The organism is Cobetia sp. 3AK, assembly GCF_029846335.1.
GTDB lineage: Bacteria > Pseudomonadota > Gammaproteobacteria > Pseudomonadales > Halomonadaceae > Cobetia > Cobetia marina.
Map to the genome: position 1 here is coordinate 162,137 of NZ_JARWKR010000005.1, position 20,247 is coordinate 182,383.

Annotated in this window: 17 protein-coding genes; 9 read left to right on the forward strand and 8 right to left on the reverse strand. The window is 62.8% G+C overall.

Going from position 1 to position 20,247, the window contains the following annotated elements; all coding sequences use genetic code 11:
* Position 1: 1 nt before the first annotated feature.
* The gene (locus tag QD228_RS08905; protein WP_176503800.1) at positions 2-1,597 is read right to left on the reverse strand and encodes an aldehyde dehydrogenase (NADP(+)); all 1,596 of its coding nucleotides are present in this window, start codon (positions 1,595-1,597) and stop codon (positions 2-4) included.
* A 222-nt stretch (positions 1,598-1,819) separates the two neighbouring features.
* Entirely contained in the window at positions 1,820-2,596 is a 777-nt protein-coding gene (locus QD228_RS08910) for an SDR family oxidoreductase (RefSeq protein WP_054557138.1), read from the reverse strand.
* A 647-nt stretch (positions 2,597-3,243) separates the two neighbouring features.
* Between QD228_RS08910 and QD228_RS08915 the strand changes: the two genes are divergently transcribed.
* From QD228_RS08915 to QD228_RS08930, 4 genes are all read left to right on the forward strand, one after another.
* Complete coding sequence (locus tag QD228_RS08915; RefSeq protein ID WP_084208376.1) at positions 3,244-4,209, forward strand: tripartite tricarboxylate transporter substrate binding protein; 966 nt, start codon at positions 3,244-3,246, stop codon at positions 4,207-4,209.
* Between the two features lie 76 nt (positions 4,210-4,285).
* Positions 4,286-4,756, forward strand: coding sequence for a tripartite tricarboxylate transporter TctB family protein (locus QD228_RS08920; RefSeq protein WP_084208377.1), 471 nt, complete (start codon positions 4,286-4,288; stop codon positions 4,754-4,756).
* Positions 4,756-6,276 (forward strand): tripartite tricarboxylate transporter permease, encoded by a 1,521-nt coding sequence (locus tag QD228_RS08925; protein WP_279875258.1) that lies wholly within the window; start codon positions 4,756-4,758, stop codon positions 6,274-6,276. Before QD228_RS08920 ends, QD228_RS08925 begins: the two co-directional genes overlap by 1 nt.
* Before the next feature lie 161 nt (positions 6,277-6,437).
* On the forward strand, positions 6,438-7,139 hold the full coding sequence (locus QD228_RS08930; protein ID WP_077377578.1) for a FadR/GntR family transcriptional regulator: 702 nt from the start codon (positions 6,438-6,440) through the stop codon (positions 7,137-7,139).
* Between the two features lie 128 nt (positions 7,140-7,267).
* Here QD228_RS08930 and dauA read toward each other — a convergent pair whose 3' ends face one another.
* Positions 7,268-9,070 carry a C4-dicarboxylic acid transporter DauA gene (gene dauA / locus QD228_RS08935; protein ID WP_279875259.1) on the reverse strand — a complete coding sequence of 601 codons (1,803 nt, stop codon included), beginning with the start codon at positions 9,068-9,070 and terminating at the stop codon, positions 7,268-7,270.
* Between the two features lie 295 nt (positions 9,071-9,365).
* Here dauA and QD228_RS08940 point away from each other — a divergent pair, with 295 nt between their 5' ends.
* Positions 9,366-9,554 (forward strand): CopG family transcriptional regulator, encoded by a 189-nt coding sequence (locus QD228_RS08940; RefSeq protein ID WP_084208379.1) that lies wholly within the window; start codon positions 9,366-9,368, stop codon positions 9,552-9,554.
* Positions 9,555-9,729: 175 nt separating this feature from the next.
* Here the strand turns inward: QD228_RS08940 and QD228_RS08945 are convergent, their stop codons facing one another.
* Positions 9,730-11,016 carry an FAD-binding oxidoreductase gene (locus tag QD228_RS08945; protein ID WP_279854819.1) on the reverse strand — a complete coding sequence of 429 codons (1,287 nt, stop codon included), beginning with the start codon at positions 11,014-11,016 and terminating at the stop codon, positions 9,730-9,732.
* Between the two features lie 244 nt (positions 11,017-11,260).
* Positions 11,261-12,670, reverse strand: a complete 1,410-nt coding sequence (locus QD228_RS08950; RefSeq protein ID WP_279875260.1) for a sodium:solute symporter family protein — start codon at positions 12,668-12,670, stop codon at positions 11,261-11,263.
* Positions 12,671-12,916: 246 nt separating this feature from the next.
* On the opposite strand from QD228_RS08950, the gene QD228_RS08955 reads away from it, so the two are divergent.
* Positions 12,917-13,888: a LysR family transcriptional regulator gene (locus tag QD228_RS08955; RefSeq protein ID WP_176503805.1), complete on the forward strand. Its 972-nt coding sequence runs from the start codon at positions 12,917-12,919 to the stop codon at positions 13,886-13,888.
* Between the two features lie 163 nt (positions 13,889-14,051).
* Here the strand turns inward: QD228_RS08955 and QD228_RS08960 are convergent, their stop codons facing one another.
* Both QD228_RS08960 and QD228_RS08965 read right to left on the reverse strand, forming a co-directional pair.
* Complete coding sequence (locus QD228_RS08960) at positions 14,052-15,617, reverse strand: aldehyde dehydrogenase family protein (protein WP_279875261.1); 1,566 nt, start codon at positions 15,615-15,617, stop codon at positions 14,052-14,054.
* 3 nt (positions 15,618-15,620) lie between these two features.
* Positions 15,621-16,541 carry an NAD(P)-dependent oxidoreductase gene (locus QD228_RS08965; protein ID WP_279875263.1) on the reverse strand — a complete coding sequence of 307 codons (921 nt, stop codon included), beginning with the start codon at positions 16,539-16,541 and terminating at the stop codon, positions 15,621-15,623.
* A gap of 128 nt (positions 16,542-16,669) precedes the next feature.
* Here QD228_RS08965 and QD228_RS08970 point away from each other — a divergent pair, with 128 nt between their 5' ends.
* The 3 genes from QD228_RS08970 (at position 16,670) to QD228_RS08980 (ending at position 19,040) form a co-directional block, all read left to right on the forward strand.
* A complete protein-coding gene (locus QD228_RS08970) occupies positions 16,670-17,611 on the forward strand; it encodes a LysR family transcriptional regulator (protein WP_279875264.1) in 942 nt (313 codons plus the stop codon).
* 227 nt (positions 17,612-17,838) lie between these two features.
* The gene (locus QD228_RS08975) at positions 17,839-18,375 is read left to right on the forward strand and encodes a DUF2628 domain-containing protein (RefSeq protein WP_279875266.1); all 537 of its coding nucleotides are present in this window, start codon (positions 17,839-17,841) and stop codon (positions 18,373-18,375) included.
* A gap of 26 nt (positions 18,376-18,401) precedes the next feature.
* Positions 18,402-19,040: a cold shock and DUF1294 domain-containing protein gene (locus tag QD228_RS08980; protein WP_279875267.1), complete on the forward strand. Its 639-nt coding sequence runs from the start codon at positions 18,402-18,404 to the stop codon at positions 19,038-19,040.
* 79 nt (positions 19,041-19,119) lie between these two features.
* On the opposite strand, the gene QD228_RS08985 is transcribed toward QD228_RS08980, so the two are convergent.
* The gene (locus tag QD228_RS08985) at positions 19,120-20,061 is read right to left on the reverse strand and encodes a 2OG-Fe(II) oxygenase (protein ID WP_176494154.1); all 942 of its coding nucleotides are present in this window, start codon (positions 20,059-20,061) and stop codon (positions 19,120-19,122) included.
* Positions 20,062-20,247: the final 186 nt, after the last annotated feature.

A 20,247-nucleotide genomic window follows, 5' to 3' on the forward strand; every position in this document is an offset into this window, starting at 1 on the left:
CTCAGAGCTGGCGCTTGCCGTCCACCAGACGCGGCAGGCCCTGGGTGCTGTCACGCAGGGTCGGGCTCAGCAGTGCCTCGGGCAGATCCTGATAGCAGACCGGACGCAGGAAGCGTTCGATGGCCGCGCTGCCCACCGAGGTGGTGCGGCTGTCAGAGGTTGCCGGCCAGGGGCCACCGTGGACCATCGCCTGACAGACTTCGACACCCGTCGGCCAGCCATTGGCGAGAATGCGACCGGCGCGACGCTCGAGCACCGGCATCAGGGTGCGGGCGGCGTCGATGTCGGCATCATCCAGGTGCAGGGTCGCGGTCAGCTGGCCTTCCAGGTGCTCGCAGACTGCACGCATCTCGTCCAGATCGCGACAGGCGATGACCAGCGAGCTGGCACCGAAGACTTCTTCCTGCAATGCGGCTTCACTCAGGAAGTCGCTGCCGGTGGTGCGGAACAGCGCGGTCTGACACGGACTTGCGTTGTCGCCATCCAGTGCGCCGCGCGCGACTTCCTGTACCTGGGGCAGGGCGGAGAGCTTCTCAACGCCACCCCGGTAGGCGTCGTGGATGCCCGGCGTCAGCATCGTCTGGCAGGCACTGGCCGCGACATTGTCGGCGGCGGTCTTGAGGAAACGCTCCAGCGCTTCGCCTTCGAGGGCCAGCACCAGTCCCGGGTTGGTGCAGAACTGGCCGGCGCCCATGTTGAGCGAGGCGATGAAGGCCTGTCCCAGCCCTTCGGCACGGGCTTCCAGCGCGGCCGGCATCAGCAGTACCGGGTTGATGCTGCTCATCTCGGCGTAGACCGGGATCGGCTGAGGACGTGCCTGGGCGGTCTTGAGCAGTGCGGTACCGCCACTGCGTGATCCGGTGAAGCCCACGGCCTGAATGCGCGGATCATTGACCAGTGCCTGACCCAGGGTGTTGCCGCTGCCGTAGAGCAGCGAGAAGACGCCTTCCGGCAGGTTGCAACGTGTCACGGCGCGCTGGATGGCGCCGCCGACCAGCTCGGACGTCCCCGGGTGAGCGGAGTGTGCCTTGACGATGACCGGGCAGCCAGCCGCCAGTGCCGAGGCGGTATCGCCACCGGCCACCGAGAAGGCCAGCGGGAAGTTGCTGGCCCCGAAGACGGCGACAGGGCCAAGGCCGATGCGACGCTGGCGCAGGTCGGCGCGCGGCATCGGGCTGCGTTCCGGCATGGCCGGGTCGATGCGCACATCCAGCCACTCACCGGCGCGCACGACGCCGGCGAACAGGCGCAGCTGACCGCAGGTACGGCCACGCTCCCCTTCCAGACGAGCCCGCGGCAGGCCGGTTTCCTGAAGGGCGCGCTCGGTGATCTGCTCGCCGATGGCCTCGATTTCCTCGGCGATGGTCTCGAGGAAGCCGGCGCGGGTTTCAGCATCCGTTTCCCGGAAGCTGTCAAAGGCGTCGTGTGCCAGCTGGCAGGCCAGCTCCACCTCACGGGCACCACCGGCCGGATAGCCCGGCGCCAGGCGCTCACCGTTGGCAGGATTGATGGCGTGTACCGGCTTGCCGTCGGCCAGCAGACTCTGCTGTCCGATGATCTGGTGGCCGCGCAGTGTCGTCTGATCGGAAGGTGACATAAGGCGTCTCTCTTTTCGTGGGGCGTTCTTTTCGTGGGCGCAGTCCGCAATGTCCCGCCTCCATCGCCCTCATGGGGCGCGACGCGGGACAAAGGAATGCTCGTCTCGACTGACGGTGCATGGCGGGACTGTTGCGTGCCGACATGTCATGAGGCCGAGGGCGAGACATTCAGGCTGCTGGGGCGCGTCTCATGGGCGCGATGCCGTCGTGGGCGGTATGCCTCACGGGCACATCTGGCCGCCATTGATGTCGATCACCTGGCCCGTGATGTAGCCACTGGTGGCGTGGGAGGCGAGGAACAGGAAGGTCGGTGCACATTCCTCGGAGGTACCGAAGCGGCCCATGGCGATGCTGCCGGCGATCTTGGCACGCAGCTCTTCGCTCTTGTCGGCGTGGAAGACGGTATCGATGGTGCCCGGCGACACGATGTTGAAGCGCACGTTGTCCTTGGTGAATTCCTTCACCCAGTTGCGGTGCAGGTTGTGCAGCATGGCCTTGGTGCCACCGTACAGGGAGGCGCCGAGACCACCGCCCTCGCGACCCGCGATGGAGCCGGTGCTGATGACGCTGGCGGTGGTGCCGGAATCCTTGGCGGAGGCCTTCAGATGCGGCATGGCATATTTGGTCGTCATGATCGCGGAGCGCAGGTTCAGGTCCATCACCAGGTCGAAGGCGGCATCGTCCAGGCTCTCGAGTCCGGCACGCACACCCAGGCCACCGGCATTGTTGACGAGCACGTCCATGCCGCCGAAGGCCTTGGTGAAGTCCTCGACCAGGGCGGCGCAGCCTTCGCTGGTGGACAGGTCGCGCGCGAAATATTCAAAGCGGGCACCGGTGGCTTCCATCTGGGCGATGGCGTCGCGAGCGGCGTCATCCTGCTGGCGGCTGTTGATGCCGACCACTGCCCCTTCACGGGCGAAGGCCACGGCGGCTGCCAGACCAATACCCTTGGTGGAGCCGGTGATGAGGACTTTCTTCTGCTTGAGATCGGTGAACATGTGGGATTCCTGACGGTGGAAAGCCGTACGCTCTTGGAGGCGGCATGGCGAATGAAAGGTGGAGGAAGTTGCGGCGAGCATTGGCTCCCTCTCGGCACGAGTCACCTTAGCCCAGGCAGACACGATCGACAAACAAATAATGACAACTGGCGAGTAGTGCTTTAGTGCAGTTCGCCGTTGGGTATCTCTGGATCACCCGCCAATGGCACCTGGCAGGACGCGGGCTGGTTTCGGGGCAGGGCAGGCGAGATTTCCTGGAATGAAGGAAAGGGTGATTTGTCGTGGATTGACAGATAAATAAGTAAAATCAATAAGTTATCAAGGTTAGTCGTGGTCGGCCATGCGCAGGATACGCCGTGGATTGCGGCCATTGGATAAGGGTCTCGCTGGCCCGGTTCGGCTATCCTAGAGGTAGATCCCGTCAGACCCCTACGACAGCCAACCCTTACCTCCCTCCTGATGCTCATTTTTGGATTGGTCTAAAGTTCAAGTTGTCATAACTTGTAAAATTCGTGCATCCCGCTGACACTGATCTCAGTGCCTGGGGCAGCCAACGCCAACCTTCATGACGCTGTCCCACGCTGCAATGCTGCAACAGACATAGCCACGCAACGCCTCCATAACAAGACAACGAGAGAGTCTTCGCCATGCGTAAATTGTCACAAGTCCTCTGTGCCTCCGTGCTGACCCTGTCCGCCTCCGCGGTGATGGCAGCTGACTACCCCTACAAGCCCATCACGCTGATCGTGCCATGGTCTGCCGGTGGTGGCAGCGATGCGGTCGGCCGTCAGCTGGCGGCGGGTCTTCAGGAAGAGCTCGGTCAGCCTGTCAATGTGGTCAACAAGACCGGCGGTTCCGGGGTGGTGGGTCACATGTCCATGAAGATGGCGCGCCCCGACGGTTACACCCTGGGGCTTGGCACCGCAGAGATTGCCACCTACCAGCATATCGGTACCGCGCAGCTGTCCTATGAGGACTTCACGCCCATCGCGCTGCTGAATCTGGATTACGCCTCCTTCACGGTGAACGCCGATTCCGAGTGGAAGACCCTGGATGATGCGCTGTCGGCGCTGAAGGCCAATCCGAGCGATTACACCGTCTCCGGCTCCGCGCCCGGGGCTGCCTATCATCTGTCCTTCGCCGGCTTCCTGGATCAGCAGGGCATCAATCCGAATGACGTGACACTGGTGCCCAGTGAAGGTGCCGCGCCGGGTCTGCAGGAGCTGGCAGCCGGTGGTGTGGATATCGTGTTCTCCTCGCTTCCGGAAATCGAGTCCATGCGCAAGTCCGGACGCGTCAAGGCGCTGGCGGTGCTGGCCAATGATCGCGTCGATTCCTTCGAGGATGTGCCTTCTGCCAAGGAGCTGACCGGCTCCGAGTGGAGCCAGGGCTCCTGGCGTGGCCTGGTCGGGCCCAAGGGGCTGCCGGAAGAGGTGACCGCACGCCTGTCGGAAGCCACCGAGAAGGTCTGGAAGTCCGAGCAGTTCCAGGACTTCATGTCCGGTCGCGGTTACGGCACCGTCTGGGAAGATGCCGAAGGTTTCCGTGCCTTCATGAAAGATCAGGATGAGAAGAACGCTGCCACCATCGAAAAGCTGGGCCTGGCCAACTGAACGCGCGGGTCGCCGTGAGCGTCTGCCATTCAGCGTGTTCGACCGTTTCTTCCTGAGTCTTCATGAGTAACCGCACATGCGTACCAACGACAAGGTCACGGGTGTGGTGACGGCAGCCTTCGGGGCTGCCGTCATATATGCCTCCCTCGACTTGAAGAACCTGCCGCGCCAGGAATATGGGGCCGGTACCTTTCCCACGGTCATCGGCGCACTGCTGATGCTGTTCGGAGCCATCCTGCTCGTCCGTGGGCTGCGCAATCGTGAAGTCTGGTTTGCCTGGCAGCACCCTGTGCCGCTAATCACCTTCATCATGACATTGGCGGCCATCTGCGCCTCCATCGTGGCCTATATCTACCTGACGCCAGTCATCGGTTTCCCGGTGGTGTCCTTCGTGCTGCTCACGTTGCTGCTCTATGCCTTCCATCATCGTCGCTGGTTGCCTGCCGGTGGTATCGCGCTGGTGGCCACGGGAGTGATCTGGGAAGTCTTCGGCCAATTGCTGCACGTTCCGCTAGAGCTGGGCCTGCTGGAAAAGGTGATCTACTGATGAGTGACTTACTGCAAGCCGCCACGATGGTGTTCACGTGGGAAGTGATGCTGATCATTCTGGCAGCCTCCCTCTTCGGGCTCTTCATGGGCGCCATCCCTGGCCTGACGGCCACCATGGCCACGGCACTGCTGGTGCCGGTCACCTTCTTCATGGAACCGCTGCCGGCCATCGCCGCCATCGTGTCCGCGACTGCCATGGCCATCGTGGCCGGCGACATTCCCGGGGCGTTATTGAGGATTCCCGGCACACCGGCCTCGGCGGTCTATACCGAGGAAGCCTATGCGATGGGCAAGCAGGGCAAGGTCGGGCTGGCACTGGGGCTGAACGTGACCTGCTCGATGATCGGTGGGGTGATCGGGGTGATGATCCTGGCCTTCTTCGCGCCGCGCATTGCCGAGTTCGCCATCCAGTTCACCAGTGACGAATATTTCTGGCTGGCGCTGCTGGGGCTTTCCTGCGCGATCCTCGTCTCCGGCAGTGACCCGCTCAAGGGCGGAATCTCGATGCTGGCGGGTCTGGTCATCGCGATGGTGGGCATGGACAGCGTCTCGGGTCAGATGCGTTTCACCTTCGGCAACTATGACCTGCTGGCCGGTATCTCCATTCTGCCGGTGCTGATCGGACTGTTCGCGATTTCCGAGCTGATCCGTCGCATGCCGGAAACCCGCAATGCCGCGCCGCTGGTGCCGCCCGTCATCAAGCGTCCCTTCGAAGGCGTTGGCGCAGCGCTCTGGAAATACAAGGGCGGTGTCCTTCGCGGCGGTGCCCTGGGAACCGTGATCGGGGCCTTGCCGGGCGCCGGTGCCGATATCGCGTCCTGGATCAGCTACGCCGTGAGCCGCAAGCTCTCCAAGACACCGGAGAAGTTCGGCAAGGGGCATCCAGAAGGCCTGGTCTCGGCCAGTTCCGCCAACAATGCCTCGTTGTCCGGGGCCTATATTCCGGCACTGGTCTTCGGGATCCCGGGGGATACGGTCACGGCGATCATCATCGGCGTCCTGATGACCAAGGGCATCACGCCGGGTCCTGACGTCTTCGTCGACCAGGCACCGTTGGTCAATGCCATCTTCATGGTCTTCGTGCTGGCCAATCTGCTGCTGTTGCCGCTGGGCTTCATGGCGATCCGTGGGGCGCGACACATCCTGTCGATTCCCACCGGTATCCTGTTCCCGCTGATCCTGATGTTCTGCATCGTCGGGGCGTTCGCAGCCAACAATGCGATGTTCGATATCTGGATCATGCTCGGTATCGGCCTGGTGGGCTTCTTCATGGCCGAGAACGACTTCCCGGTCGGGCCGATGATTCTGGCGGTGATTCTGGGGCCGATCGTCGAGAGCAACTTCATGCGCTCGATTCTCAAGTCCAATGGGGATCTGACGGCCTTCGTGGATCGCCCCATCGCCATGGTACTGGCGATTGCCGCAGTGGCGGTCTGGACCATGATTATCGTCAACGGGGTGAAAGCAGGGCGTCGAGTACCGCAGACACCGGCATCGGAACTCCCTCAGGATGCCTGAGTGAGATGACGCGTCGGACCGAGAGGGACTTGCGGGGGAGCACCCATTGAGGGGGCTGCCCCGTAGCCTTTCCTCATGCGGCAGGGTTTCCGGTAGAATCGCACACCATCTGACATGCCTGAAGGTGGACCAAGAGTGATGAGAAAGGGCGACATGACACGATGAGTGACGCAGCCAAGCATTCACTGTCGTTGGTGGTCTACGAGAAGATACTCGCCGCCATCATCAGCGGTGACTATCCCGTCAACAAGAAGCTGCCGACCGAGGCGCGCCTCTGCGAGCTGTATGAGGTATCCCGCCCGGTACTGCGGGATGCCCTGGCGCGTCTGCGCGAGGACAATCTCGTCGTGTCGCGGCGAGGGTCTGGCAGTTTCGTCATCAATCGGCCTGACAGTGCCGTGCTCGAGTTCGCACGGATCTCCAGCATCGCCGACATACAACGCTGCTTCGAGTTTCGCACCAATGTCGAGGCCAGTGCGGCGGGCCTCGCCGCGCAGCGGCGCACGCCAGAGCAGCTGGAGCACATACGTCAGCGTTTCGAGGCCATCAATCAGGCCAACCTCAATCATGATCGCGCCTCCGAGGAAGACTTCGAGTTCCACCTCGCGATTACCGAAGCCGCCAGCAATCACTACTACGCCACCGTGCTGCGTTCGCTGAATCAGAGCATCAAGGAAGGCATGAATCTGACGCGCGGTCTGTCGCTGCGTGCCTCCGAGGAGCGTCTGCGGATCGTCCAGGATGAGCATCAGGCGATCATCGATGCGATCGCCGGCAAGGATTCACCCGCCGCGGAAAGTGCCATGCGTGCCCATCTCGAGGGGGCGCGTCGGCGCATGTTCGAGGGAGTGCACACGCCCTAGCTACACAGGGGGCGGGCGCTTCACCTGCCATTTCAGCTCCACGACAATGCCTCTGATCATTCCCGGTCAGAGGCATTGTCGTCTCTGGAGCGCAATGCTGACCCCGTGATGGCTGCGCTCGTCACTCGTCACTTGTCTGCCAGCCAGCGCCGTGCAACCGCGAAGGCGCGTGGCAGGTTGCGGCACCAGGTCAGTTCTCCCGTGCGCTTGCGAATGCCGGCCCGGCGCAGCTTGACGATCAGATGGCTGGGGAGCCCCGACAGGACCAGCGCCACGTGCTGGTGGCGCATGTCATCGATCAGTGACTGCAGAGCGACGATGGCCGTGCCGTCCATGCTGGGTACATCGGCCATGTCGAGAATCACGATCTGGACCTTGTCATCGACCAGGCGCAGCGAGGTCAGTGCCTTTTCCGCCACGCCGAAGAATAGGGGGCCGTCGATGTCATAGAGCGCAATCGCTCGGGTGTCTTCTCCCCGGGCATGCGTCTGGCGTGGAGGATCGCTCTCTGGCGCATCGTTCTCTGGCGTGTCTGTCTCCGGCATGTCAATGATCTGACGGGTCTGGGTGAGCTGCATCATGCGGCGGATGAACAGCGCCGCCGCCAGGCCGATGCCAACCGCCACCGCCAGTACCATGTTGAACAGCACGGTAAGGCCGAAGCAGATCAACAGGATCGCCACGTCACCGCCGGGGGCAGAGCGCAAGGTATGCACGAAGTGACGAGCCTCGCTCATGTTCCAGGCGACGATGAACAGCAAGGCGGCCAGTGTGGCCATCGGCACTTTTCCCAGCAGTTCCGCCAGCGCGATCACCGCCAGTAGCACCACCGCGGAATGCACCACGGCGGCCAGCGGTGAGCGGGCACCACACCGGATGTTGGTGGCCGTGCGAGCGATGGCGGCGGTGGCGGTGATGCCTCCGAACAGCGGCGCCACCAGGTTGCCCAGCCCCTGGCCGATCAGTTCGGCATCCGGATCATGGCGTGTCCTGGTCAGTCCATCAGACACGACCGAGCACAGCAGGGATTCGATGGCGCCCAGCATGGCGATGGCGATGGCAGGCCCCAGCAATGCGCGGATCAGGGTGAAATCCAGTGGCAGTGGATATCCGTCCGCTCCGGGCAGGTGCCAGGGGGCCAGAAATGCCGGGGCAATCGGAGGGATGCCATTGCCACTGTCGTTCAGCGTTTCCCAGCTGAAGCGTGAGGCAATGGTCTGCACCAGCATTTCATGTGAGTCATCGCCCAGGCCGTGATTGACGGCGTAGGCGGCAAGTGCCCCGACGAACAGGCCCACCAGCGGCGCGGGAATCGGGAGGTGAAGTCGCGGCCATAGCAGCATGACCACCAGCGAAAAGACCCCGATGGACAGTTCGAAAGGATTCAGTGTCGGCAGGGCGGCCAGAATCTGACCGACGTTCTCCACGAAGTGCTCGCCGAGCTGACCGACACTCAGCCCCAGGAAGTCAGGCACCTGCAAGACAGCGATCACGACGGCGATACCCGCGGTAAAACCCAGCACGACGGGATAGGGCACGAACTGGATGAGTCGCCCCATGCGCGCCAGCCCCAGCATGACCAGTATGGCGCCCGCCATCATGGTGGCGATCAGCAGGCCACCGAGCCCGTACTGCTGAACGATGGGGAACAGGATCACCACGAAGGCCGCTGTCGGGCCGGAGACGTTGACGCGTGAGCCGCCCGTGATGGCAATGATCGCCCCCGCGACGATGGCCGTGTACAAGCCATGCTGTGGTGCGACGCCGGCGGCGATGGCCAGTGCCATGGACAGCGGCACCGCCACGGTGCCGATGGTCAGCCCGGCCAGGATATCCTGGCGGAGATCGGTGAGGCCGTAGCCTGAGTGCCAGGCGGAGCGCAGGCCGGTGGCGATGCGGGGGAGGCGCATGGGAGAGCGCTTGGGGGGCATGGTGGTGGGTCCTCGCGGAGGGAGACGCTACGCTGACTCTGGTGCTGGCGTGTCAGGGCATGGCGTGACATGTCCGAACACGACGAATGCATCAGGCAGCAGCAGGGCGGTCGTCCTGGACTGTCTGCCCTGTCATGACGATCTCATGATAAAGAGATGGTAAAAACATTAACATGTCATTGGCATGTTCGTCATCCGCCCCCCAGTGTCAGAGGGCTGGCCTGTCGGGATTGGCTTGTCTGTACCGGACCCTCGGTATTACCATCAGATGTTAATGGTTTCGGGAGAGCCGAGGATGGAAAAGAAGACCGCACGTTTGACCTTGATGATTGACCCCCACAAGAAGCAGGCCTTCGAGCAACTGTGTGCCACGCAGGACCAGACGCCCTCTCAGGTCGTTCGTCAGTTGATCCGCGAGTATCTGCAGGCACATGGTGTCGAGTACGCCTCCCAGCCCGGGCGTCCGCAACCGCCATCTTCCTGAAAGAACGGGTGTGAAGGGCGTTCTGGCAAGCCGTGACTTGGTCTTCGCTGAAGTGGCCTGTGCTGACAAGCTCTGCGCTGACGCAAGAGACAAGAAGCCCCTGACAGGCGAACCTGTCAGGGGCTTTCACGTTCATGGGCCAGGCCATTCACCCAGCTCTCTCAGATAGGCGAGATCATTGGCAGAACCTGACCGGTGACAGGCTGCGCGCGTAGCCCGGCAGGGGCTCGCCTGCCACCATCCGGGCCACGATATCCCCTGTCTCGGCCGAGAGTGTCAGGCCCAGATGGCCGTGCCCGTAAGCGAGAAGCAGGCCGGGGCAGCCAGGCATTTCGCCCACTACCGGCAGGCCATCGGGGGTGGAGTGGCGCACCCCCATCCAGTGGCGGGCGACGTCGAGGGGCTGACCGAAGAGTGTCTCGCCCCATTGTGTGAGGGCTTGCCAGCGCTGTGGCGAGGCGGGGCGCGAAGGCGCACAGAACTCGGTGGTGCCCGCCAGGCGAATGCCTTCCGCCATTGGCGAGGCGTAGAAGTGATGCGCCAGCCAGCCTACCGGGCGTGAGAGTGGCAGCTGGGTGGCGAGTTCGATGTGATAGCCGCGCTCACTGACCACCGGCAGACGCTTGCCGAGTCCCGCCAGTAGTGTGTTGCTCGCGATACCGGCACAGACCACGACATGCGGGACCTCGTGGGAGGTGGTGGCGGTGTCGATGCGCCAACCACCACTGGTCAGCGGCGTGAGGGCGTCGACCTGCTGCGCCGTCCACTCAAGGCCACCTTCTTCCAGCTGTACGAAGAGTTGGTGGCTGAGTGACAGCGGGCTGGTGAGGTGGCGGGTGTCAGGGAAGAACAGGCCGCCTGCCAGCCCCTTCGGGTTGAGCGACGGTTCCATGTCCCGCAGCTGGCTCGCGCCCAGCGCCTGACATTCGACCCCGTCACGGCGCTTGGCCTGGGCCATCTTCTCCAGCGCCGGCGGGGTGATGGCGGTGTCGCGCTGGATCTGCAGGCAGCCTGTCTGGCTGGCCAGCGCAGTGGTGGCTTTGGTCTGCAGGTCATCGATCAGGGCATGCTGACGTTCGACGGCATTGGCCAGCAAGGCAATCAGATCTGCCTTGTGGCGCTGGAAATTGGTGGGCGTTGCCGCCTTGAGGAAACGCCAGCCGAAGTCCGCCAGGGCGGGGGTGTGGCGCAGGGCGATGGCAAGGGAGGGCTGCCTGCTCAGCAGGTGGCCCGGCAGCTGGCGCAGGGTGTCGCCGCTGGCCATCGGCGAGGTGGCGTAGTTGGCGATCAGACCGGCGTTGCCGAAGGAGGTGCCTTCACCGACGGGATTCGGGTCATACAAATGAACGTGATAGCCACGTGCCTGCAAGGCGCGGCAGGTCGCCAGGCCGATGATGCCGGCGCCGATGACGGCAATGCTGTCGTGGCTCGACACTCGGGCGGCGGGGGATTGCGGGGTCATCGCGCGTACTCTCTTTGCCGGTCATGCCGGGCGGATTGCCCGACATGATCAGCGTGATGAAGACGGTGTGAGGGTCGTGACAGGGCCATGACAGAGCTTGGAAAGCCTTGGTCGAGCGGCACAGACCCTGCCGATGGCTCAGTTGTCGCGGTAGAACTTCCAGGAGGCGATGGCGATGACCACGGCGGTGAGGATGCTCAGCAGACAGATGGTGTAGAGAGTGAATCCGAACATGGTCAGGTCCTCAGGAGTGGGTGGGCTGGATCGGGGCGTTCTTGCCGTTGTGGTCTGGCGCCGCGTTCAAGAACTGGTAGACGAGAGTGAAGACCACGATATTGACGATGACGCCAGCAATCAGTGGGGTGAGCCCGGTGAGGGCTTCCAGTTCCAGGCCACTCCATTTCCACATGCTGGTGGCCAGGGCGCCGGCGATCATCGCGGCCACACCAGCACGCTTGCAGCGAATCCTGAACAGCACGGCGAAGATGAACGGCAGCAGGATGGTCGGCGCCCACAGGGCGTAGCTCAGCAGCAGCGCATCGATGATCGAGGTGGCGTAAAGCGCGAACACGATGGCGCCCAGGCCGATGGCCAGATTGACGCCGCGCTCGATCCACAGCTGTTGCTTGCCGGACATGGCGGGGTTGATGAAGGGCTTGTAGATGTCGGTGACGAAGATGACCGCTGCCGAGTTCAGATAGGAATCCGCCGTTGACATCACCACCGCCAGTAGTGAGGCCAGCACCAGCCCGGTCAGCCCCAGCGGCAGGGCGTCGCGAATCAGTTCCGGCATGGCCTGATCCGGCGAGATCTGCGGATAGAGCACCAGCGCGATCAAGCCGATGGTGGAGCTGACGGCATAGAACAGCAGACCGAAACCACCGGCCAGCGAGTAGCCGATTCTGGCATGACGGGAATCCGGTGCGGACAGGGCGCGCTGGGTGTAGGGCGGGACGAGGGTCTCGCCGAGCAGGAAGGCGATGAAGATGCTGAGGAACATCAGCGGCGTGTAATCGCCCATGAGGCTGAAGTGCTCGCTGGGGAGCGCGGCGATCAAGGCCTCGGGGCCACCGATCTTGTCGAGCCCGACGATCATGGTGATGGGCAGGAAGACCGCGAGCATCACGAACTGCACCACGTCAGTCTGGATCACGGCCCACATGCCGCCGGCCGTGGAGTACACCAGTACCACTGCCATGCCGATCAGGATGCCGGTGCTGATCTCGATGCCCAGGATGGCATTGAAGACGGTGCCGATGGCCAGCGCCTGGGCGCCGAGGATGCCGATGCAGAAGATCAGCGAGAAGATGCCGGTTAATAGGCGAGCGCTGCGACCATAGTGATGCGCCATGATGTCGCCGACCGTCTGTGCCCCTGCATAACGCTTGAGGCGTGGCGCGATGTAGAGGCCCGCGATGATGGTGGCGATGGGGAAGGCGGAGGCCGCGAACATGAAGGCGTAGCCTTCGTCGAAGGCCTTGCCGGCGCGACCCATCGAGGCACCCCCGCCGAGGAAGGAAGCGGCGAGCGTGGCGAACAGCACCGGCCAGATGATCTTGTTGCCGGCGACAGCGAAGTCGGCACTGCTGGATGTCTTCCTGGCACTGCGATAGCCGATATACAGCAAGATGGCGAAATACAGCAGTAGCCCCATGAGGTCGATCGTGTGCATTGTCTGTGGCCCTTTGTTGTTGGTTATGAGGGTCTGGTCAGCTTCCTCCCGCTGGGGGTATAAGCACAACTAAAGGCTGTCTATTAAGTCATAAGAACAATTTAGAGCCTATTCACGAGAGGCTAGTCTTGAGCATCCAGTCCCAAGCGTCCATTCTCGAACGCCAGGCACGAGGGCCTTGCCACGAGAGTCCCGTCACGAGAGCCCCGCCACAAGAGCCCAGTTGTCATGAAACTCAGACATAACCTGCGTCAGTTGCAGATCTTCCAGGAAGTGGTGCGCACGGGCAGTCTCTCCCAGGCAGCGCGTCGGCTTGGCTTGACGCAACCGGCGGTGAGCACGGCGATCGCCAATCTGGAGAGTGACGTCGGGTTTCTGCTCTTTCGGCGTAACCACTATGGCACCCAGTTGACACCGGAAGCCGTCCATCTGGCGGAGGGTGTCGACAAGGTGCTGGCATCGGTGGGGCATCTGGATGAACTGACGGATGGTCTGCGTGATGGTCACGCCGGCAAGCTCACCGTGGCCTCGATGCCGGGGCTTTCGCCGACGGTGATGCCTCGAGTGATGTCACGCTATCTTGCCGACTTCCCCAGGAGCCGTCTGTCGCTGCAGACGTTCAGTTCACGCAAGATCGCTGAGTGGGTCGCCGAGGGCCAGTTTGACCTCGGGGTCATCGAGGCAGACGCCGCGGTCGAGGAGCTGGTGCTGGAGGAGTATCAGCTCTGCATGGCACTGGCCGTGCCTGTCATGCATCCGCTGGCGCAACGCGAGGTCTTGTTCCCACAGGATCTGGCCGGGGAAACCATCATCACGCTGGATCAGCACCATCAGAGTACCTTGAAGCTAGCGCGTGCCTTTCAGCAGGCAGGCATGACGCTGCAGGCAAGCATCGAGACGCATCTGTTTCCCTCGGTCGCGATGCTTGTCAATGAAGGGATAGGCATTGCCTTGATCGATCCGGTGACGGCGGAGGCGATGCTGGCGCGGCGCGATTGCCAGCTGCGCGTGGTGCCATTCGCGCCGACCATCAACCTGGATGTCGCGCTGGTCACCTCGCGTTTTCATCCCGTCTCGCGTCAGGGGCAGCGCTTCATGCCCTATCTGACGGCGGAGCTTGCTGCCTGGCAGCAGCGCTCGAAGGAGCGTTATGCCGTGACGATGCCGGAGGATGGCGAGGATGCCGCCCCCATGGTGTGAAGCCACTCATGATGGGTCACCGTCACGGACCTGGTCATCTCCCTCGGCGATACTGCCGACAACAATACCCTCGCCAAATAAGCACCAAGGCCCCACCGCTGATGGGCGGTGGGGCCTTGGTTGTCGTTTCAGGCGTGACCGAAGGGTCAGGGTCGCAGAGCCCTCATTCCAGACTCGCCCCATAGCCGAAGCTGGCGGCCGGTTCGGCGGCGGTCTCGACCCACACGCTCTTCACTTCGCTGTATTCGCGCAGCGCATCCAGCCCGGAGGAGCGGCCATAGCCACTCTCGCCGTAGCCCCCGAAGGGGGAGCTGACGTGAATGGTCTTGTAGCCATTGACCCAGAAGGTACCCGCGCGCACCTGACGCGCCACGCGGTGGGCGCGCCCGACATCACGCGTCCAGACGGCACCGGCCAGCCCGAAGCGACTGTCATTGGCGATGCGGATGGCGTCGGCTTCCTCCTCGAACGGTATGGCGACCACGACCGGGCCGAAGATCTCCTCCTGCGCGCAGCTCATGGCGTTGTCGCCCAGCAGCACCGTCGGCGCGACATGATAGCCGCCGGTGTCCGGGATGGGGTCTGCTGAGCCATCCGCCAGGCGCGCGCCGTCTTCGATGGCCCCGGCAAGCATCGACGTCACATGCTGGTATTGCTTCGCGTTGTTGATCGGGCCGATCTGGGTCGCCGGGTCCTGCGGATCACCGAGCGTGAATTGCGTGGCAGCCTCGGCCAGCGCGCTGGTGAACTTCTCGTAGATAGAGGCCTGTACCAGCAGGCGCGAACCCGACACGCAGCTCTGACCCGCACCGGAGAAGATGGCCGCCTGAGCGCCGCGCAGTGCCACCTCGAGATCGGCATCCTCGAAGACGATATTGGCCGACTTGCCGCCCAGCTCCAGCACGCAGGGAATGCAGCGCTGCGCCGCGGCGGTGGCGATATGGCGGCCAGTCGCGGGGGAGCCGACGAACACTACCTTGCGGATATCGCCCTCGGAGATGAATGCCTGGCCAATGGTATGGCCGTAGCCTGCGATGACGTTGACCAGCCCACGCGGCACGCCGGCGCGCTCGATCAACACACCGAGTGCCAGCGAGGACAGCGCCGTCAGCTCCGAAGGCTTGAGAATCACTGCATTGCCGGCGGTGATGGCCGGGGCGATCTGCCAACCGGCGGTGAAGATCGGCGCGTTCCATGGCGTGATCTGCAGCACGGTGCCCAGCGGCTCATAGGTCACGTAGTTGAGGTGTGAGGTCGGGACCGGAATCACCTCGCCGTGCAGCTTGTCTGCCCAGCCCGCGTAGTACTCGAACATCTCGGCGACCTTGGCCACCTCGACACGCGCATCACGAATCGGCTTGTTGGCGCTCAGTGCTTCGAGTTCGGCCAGCGCCTCGGCCTGCTCACGAATCAGGCTGCCTATCTGGTAGATGACGCGCCCACGCGCCTGGGCGGTCATGGCAGCCCACTGCGGTTGCGCCTGGCGCGTGGCGGCATTGGCCAGCGCGACCTGAGCGCGATCGGCATCCGGGAAGGACAGCATCAGACTGTCATCATGGGCGTTGCGTACCTCGATGGCGTCACCCGTGCCAGTGACGAACTCACCACCGATCAGGCTGCTGACGACAAAACTGTCGTCAGGAGATTGGCTGCTGCTCTGAAACGCCTGCATCAACTCGGCGATGCGCTGAGCAATCGGGGAGGTCGGGGTCATGTCCTGGGTCAGCATGGCTTATTCTCCGTGGCCAAAGAGGGTCGGGTCGGTGCGTTGCACGATGGCGCAGAAGTCTTCGTTGTCATCCAGCGTCGCACTGCTCTCGTCCCAGAGCTTTGCGACGGTACTGGAGAGCGGAAGCGCCAGCCCCAGTTCTGCCGTCAGATCACTGGCCAGTCCGACATCCTTGCGCATCAGGCCCATGGTGAAGCCGGAATCGTAGGCCTTGTTGATCACCCAGCTGGGGAACATCACCTGACTCGCGCCGCTGCGTCCCGAGCCCGCATTCACGCCTTCCAGCAATTTCTCTGGGGAGACACCCGCCCTGGCGGCCATGGAGACGGCTTCCGCCGTGCTGATCAGATGGCAGGCCGCCAGCATGTTGTTGGCGATCTTGGCGACGTTGCCCGCCCCGCAACCGCCGACGTGCACGCGGCTGCCGCTCATGGCTTCCAGCACCGGCATGGCGCGTGCCAGCACTTCCTCCTCGGCACCGATCACCATCGACATGCTGCCACTCGCCGCGCCCTTGGGGCCGCCGGATACCGGGGCGTCGATGAAGTCGATACCACGAGTCGCCAGCGCAGCCGCCACCTTGCGGCTGGTCTCGGGAGTCGAGGTGGTGGTGTCGATCACGATCAGGCCGGGCTTGCCCAGCGTCAGGATACGGGTGGTGTCTTGATTCTCTTCCTGTGTGCCTTCCTTGCCCAGGCATAGCTGCTCTACATGCTCTGCCTTGGGCAGCGAGAGGATCACGATATCGATCGTGTCCAGCAGCTCTGCCAGTGAACTGACCGGTGTGACACCTGCCGCGGCAGCCTTGTCACGCGCAGCCTGTGAGAGATCGAATCCGAAGACGGGGAAGTCATGGCGAGCAAGTGTGGCGGCCATGCCGCCACCCATGTTGCCCAGTCCGATGACACCGACGGTTGTTGTCATTGTGTGATTCCTGTCGTGGTGAAAGGGGGATGGTCATCCGGTGACTCGAGTATGGACAGCGCTTCTGTGTTCCAGCAATAATCCGAAATTCACTTTAATGTTGCCTTCAAGGCAATGCTGGGGGCGTGATGAGTCTGGTGCAGGAACGACGTATCAGTCATTTCCACGAGGCCGCCAGACTGGGCAGCGTGCGGGCAGCGGCGGATTTCCTGAATGTGGCACCGTCTGCGGTCAGCCGACAGATCACCCAGCTGGAGCATGAGCTGGGCATGCCGCTGCTTGAGCGTCATCGACGTGGGGTCAAGCCGACGGAAGCCGGCGAGCGGGTGCTGGAGTACTACCGTCAGCGTCTGGCGCAGCAGGAGGTGCTGCTGGAGTCGTTGCAGTCATTGAAGGGGCTGCAGAGTGGCTCATTGGTACTGGCCATCGGTGAGGGCTTCATCGAGGGACTGGCAGGGCCCTTGAGCCGTTTTTCCGCGCGTTATCCGGGCATCGAGCTCAAGGTGAATCTATGTGGCAGCAATGAGGTGATCCGTCAGGTCGTCGAGGACGAGGCGCATCTGGGGCTGGTGTTCCATCCGGCAAGTGATCCAAGGATTCGCGCGCACGTCTCGCGCCCTCAGCCGGTGTGCGCGGTGGTCAATCCGGCGCATCCTCTGGCGCGTCAGGCGACGGCGGCTGTGCCCGAGCCATTGTCGCTGGCGGCGCTCGACGGCCATGCCCTGGCGCTGCCGGAGGTGTCGTTCGGCATTCGCCAGATCGTCGCGCAGGCGGAGCATCAGGCCGGGGTGATGCTGAGCCCGACGCTCACCTGCAACGCGCTGGCGATGCTCAAGCAGTTCGCGCTGCAGGGCGGCGTGACCCTGCTGCCGGATTTCGTGGTCAGTGAAGAAGTGGCAGCGGGCAGGCTATCTCGACTGTCGCTTCAGGAAGCGCCTTTCATCACGCCGCATGTGCAACTGATCAGTCGACTGGGCCGGCAACTGAGCGTCGGTGCCGATCGACTGCTTGGCCTGCTGCGCGAGGACATGACGGCCTTTGCGGATACAGGGCTCACAGATGGCGCCTGAATCCACGGGCGTCGTGTCAGTTACTGGCAAGCAGGACTTCCCTTTCATTGCGGGTCAGTTGAGGTCGCGCGGCGTGGCTGACAAGCCTGATGGGAAACAATGAGATAGCGCCAGCGAGGTTCATGGTCCTGACAAGTGGTCAGCGGTATAGTGCGAGGCTTGTGTCATTTGTCCCGAGCCTCGTGCAGCCCGCGGCCTGCTCGGCATCACAGACAAGGATTCCCTCGATGGCTTCATTTCGTATTCTGACGCACCCCGAACACGGGACGCGTGCCGTCAAGATCGGCTGGTCCTGGCCTGCCTTCTTCTTCGGCCTGTTCTGGGCACTCTACAAGCGCATGTGGTTGCTGGCGGCGAGTCTGTTCGGCTTCATCGTGCTCAGCTCGGTCTTCATTCCCGCGACGATGGAAGGGCAGCTGATTTCCAATGTCCTGTTCCTGGGTCTGAATCTGACCATCAGCATGAAGGGCAATCAGTGGTACGCGAGCCTGCTGGAAACCCAGGGCTATCAAGAGCAGGCACAGGTCTCGGCGCGCAATCCCGATGATGCACTGGCCGTACATGCCAACTCGCAGAAAGCCTCTGCTGCCGATATCCGCGACCATGAACAACGCGGCACTCACGAGCAGGATCTCCCCGTGGATCACCGTGATGAGCAGGAAAACAGGCGCGACCGTAATGATGGCAGGGATGATGAGGATAACGGTGATGGTGGCGCCGGTGGCAAGGGCGGCGGCAACACCTCTGGTACCTTCATCGGCTAAGGGCCGGACCAGGAAGAGATGAGACGATGAACCTTCAAGGACGATTGACGCGCTGGAACGATGACAAGGGCTTCGGCTTCATTACCCCGGCGTCGGGTGGCAAGGATGTCTTTGCCCACATCAGTGCATATAAGGGGCGTGGGCGGCCGAAAGCCAGTGCGCAGGTGCAGTATCAGTTGGGCATGGATGAGAACGATCGCCCACGTGCCACACGCTTTCGCACGTTTGGGGCAGGGGCTTCCACTACTTCTGCTGGAGTGGGGCTTGCATGGTTGATGCTGCTGGCCGTGATGGTCGTGCTCGGGGCAGGCTGGCAGCAGGGGCGTCTGCCCTGGATGTTGCCAGTGGCGTATCTGGGCATGAGTCTGGTGACGTATCTGGCCTATCGAATCGACAAGCAGGCCGCGACATCAGGGGAGTGGCGCGTGTCCGAGGGGAAATTGCACTTCATGGAGCTGCTGTGTGGATGGCCGGGCGCGCTGATCGCCCAGCAGAGCCTGCGCCACAAGACGCGCAAGACAAGCTACCGGGTCGTGTTCTGGTTTGTGGTACTGCTCAATATCGCCGCCGTGAGCTGGCTGACGCTCTCGCCGGATGCCGCGGCCATTCGTGATCTGCTCGGCTTTCCTGTCATTCCCGGAGAGGCCATGATCCGCTGGTCATGAGCGGGTATCGTCAGTACCTATCAACGACAAAGGGGCCTTTCGAGGCCCCTTTGTCGTTGTTGCTCACTGGTGTGTGCCATCAGAACGGTGCGTAATCATCCTGTTTGACGCTTGAGGCGACCCAGCGGTCTCTGGCAGGTATCGCCCGGCGTTGCGCGCCCTGTGGCGGTATCTGGCCTCGCTCACCATACAGCCACAGCACCAGGTTGGAGCGCTGGCCGCTGGTGATCGGCTGCGCGGCATGCGGCACATTACCGCGATGCAGCATGGCCGAGCCGGGCGTGAACGAGAAGCGCACTGCGTCTCCGCTCGCGGCGTCCAGAACATCCAGTTCAGAGCCCTCGAAGGTCTCGTCGGGCAGGTTCATGTTGATGTTGAGGGTCACGGACGAGGCATCAGTATGCGGCCGAATCGAGGCGTCCGTGGTGGGCTGATAGTGGATCGAGAAGCCGAAGGACTGGCTGTCGTAGCCGATGATTTCCGGGAACAGCAGCCGCGAGATCGGACGCATGTAGGTATCCAGCAGCTGCTGATAGAACGCCTGGAAACTCGGTGCCGCCAGATAGCCCTGTGAGCGACGGTCGAGCATGGCGCCGCGCCGATTGAGAACGATGCCGTAGGGCGGGCGCAGCGGAATACCGGCATCCCATGCCTTTTCCAGCAGGTTGCGCAAATCAGCAATGCGCTCGACATCGAAGAGCTGGAACTGATAGACGTCAGTGGCGACTTCTGTCATCAGCGCCTTGACGTCCGTCTCGCGCTCGGGATTCTCCCACGCCTGCTTGACGGCAGTGCGCAGCGCCTTGTCGATCAATCCACTGTCGAGGATGGCGAGGTCGTCTTGCTCAACGGCTTCCCATTCACGCCAGGCGTCACTCAGCAGTTGACGGTGGCTGTCCCAGAATTGCTGGACGGAGGGGGCGCGCCGCAGCATGGCTTCGCGGGAAGGCAGTTCGAGCTCGCGGGCTTGCTGCAAGCGGGTCTGCTGTAATCGGGTGGGGTGCAATACAGAGTGGGTCATGGGGTGTCTGCTCCAGAAACTTGCGGCATGAAGGCTGCCGTTTCGGTGATATGGGGCAATTTATTACGCCGTGTCTTGTTGATAAACAGGCCCCTGGAGTAAACACATTCAATATTCTATTGATGATCTCCGTACGACAGCAGGCCCGCACACAATGCGGGCCTGCTGTCGTATGTCACAGTGATA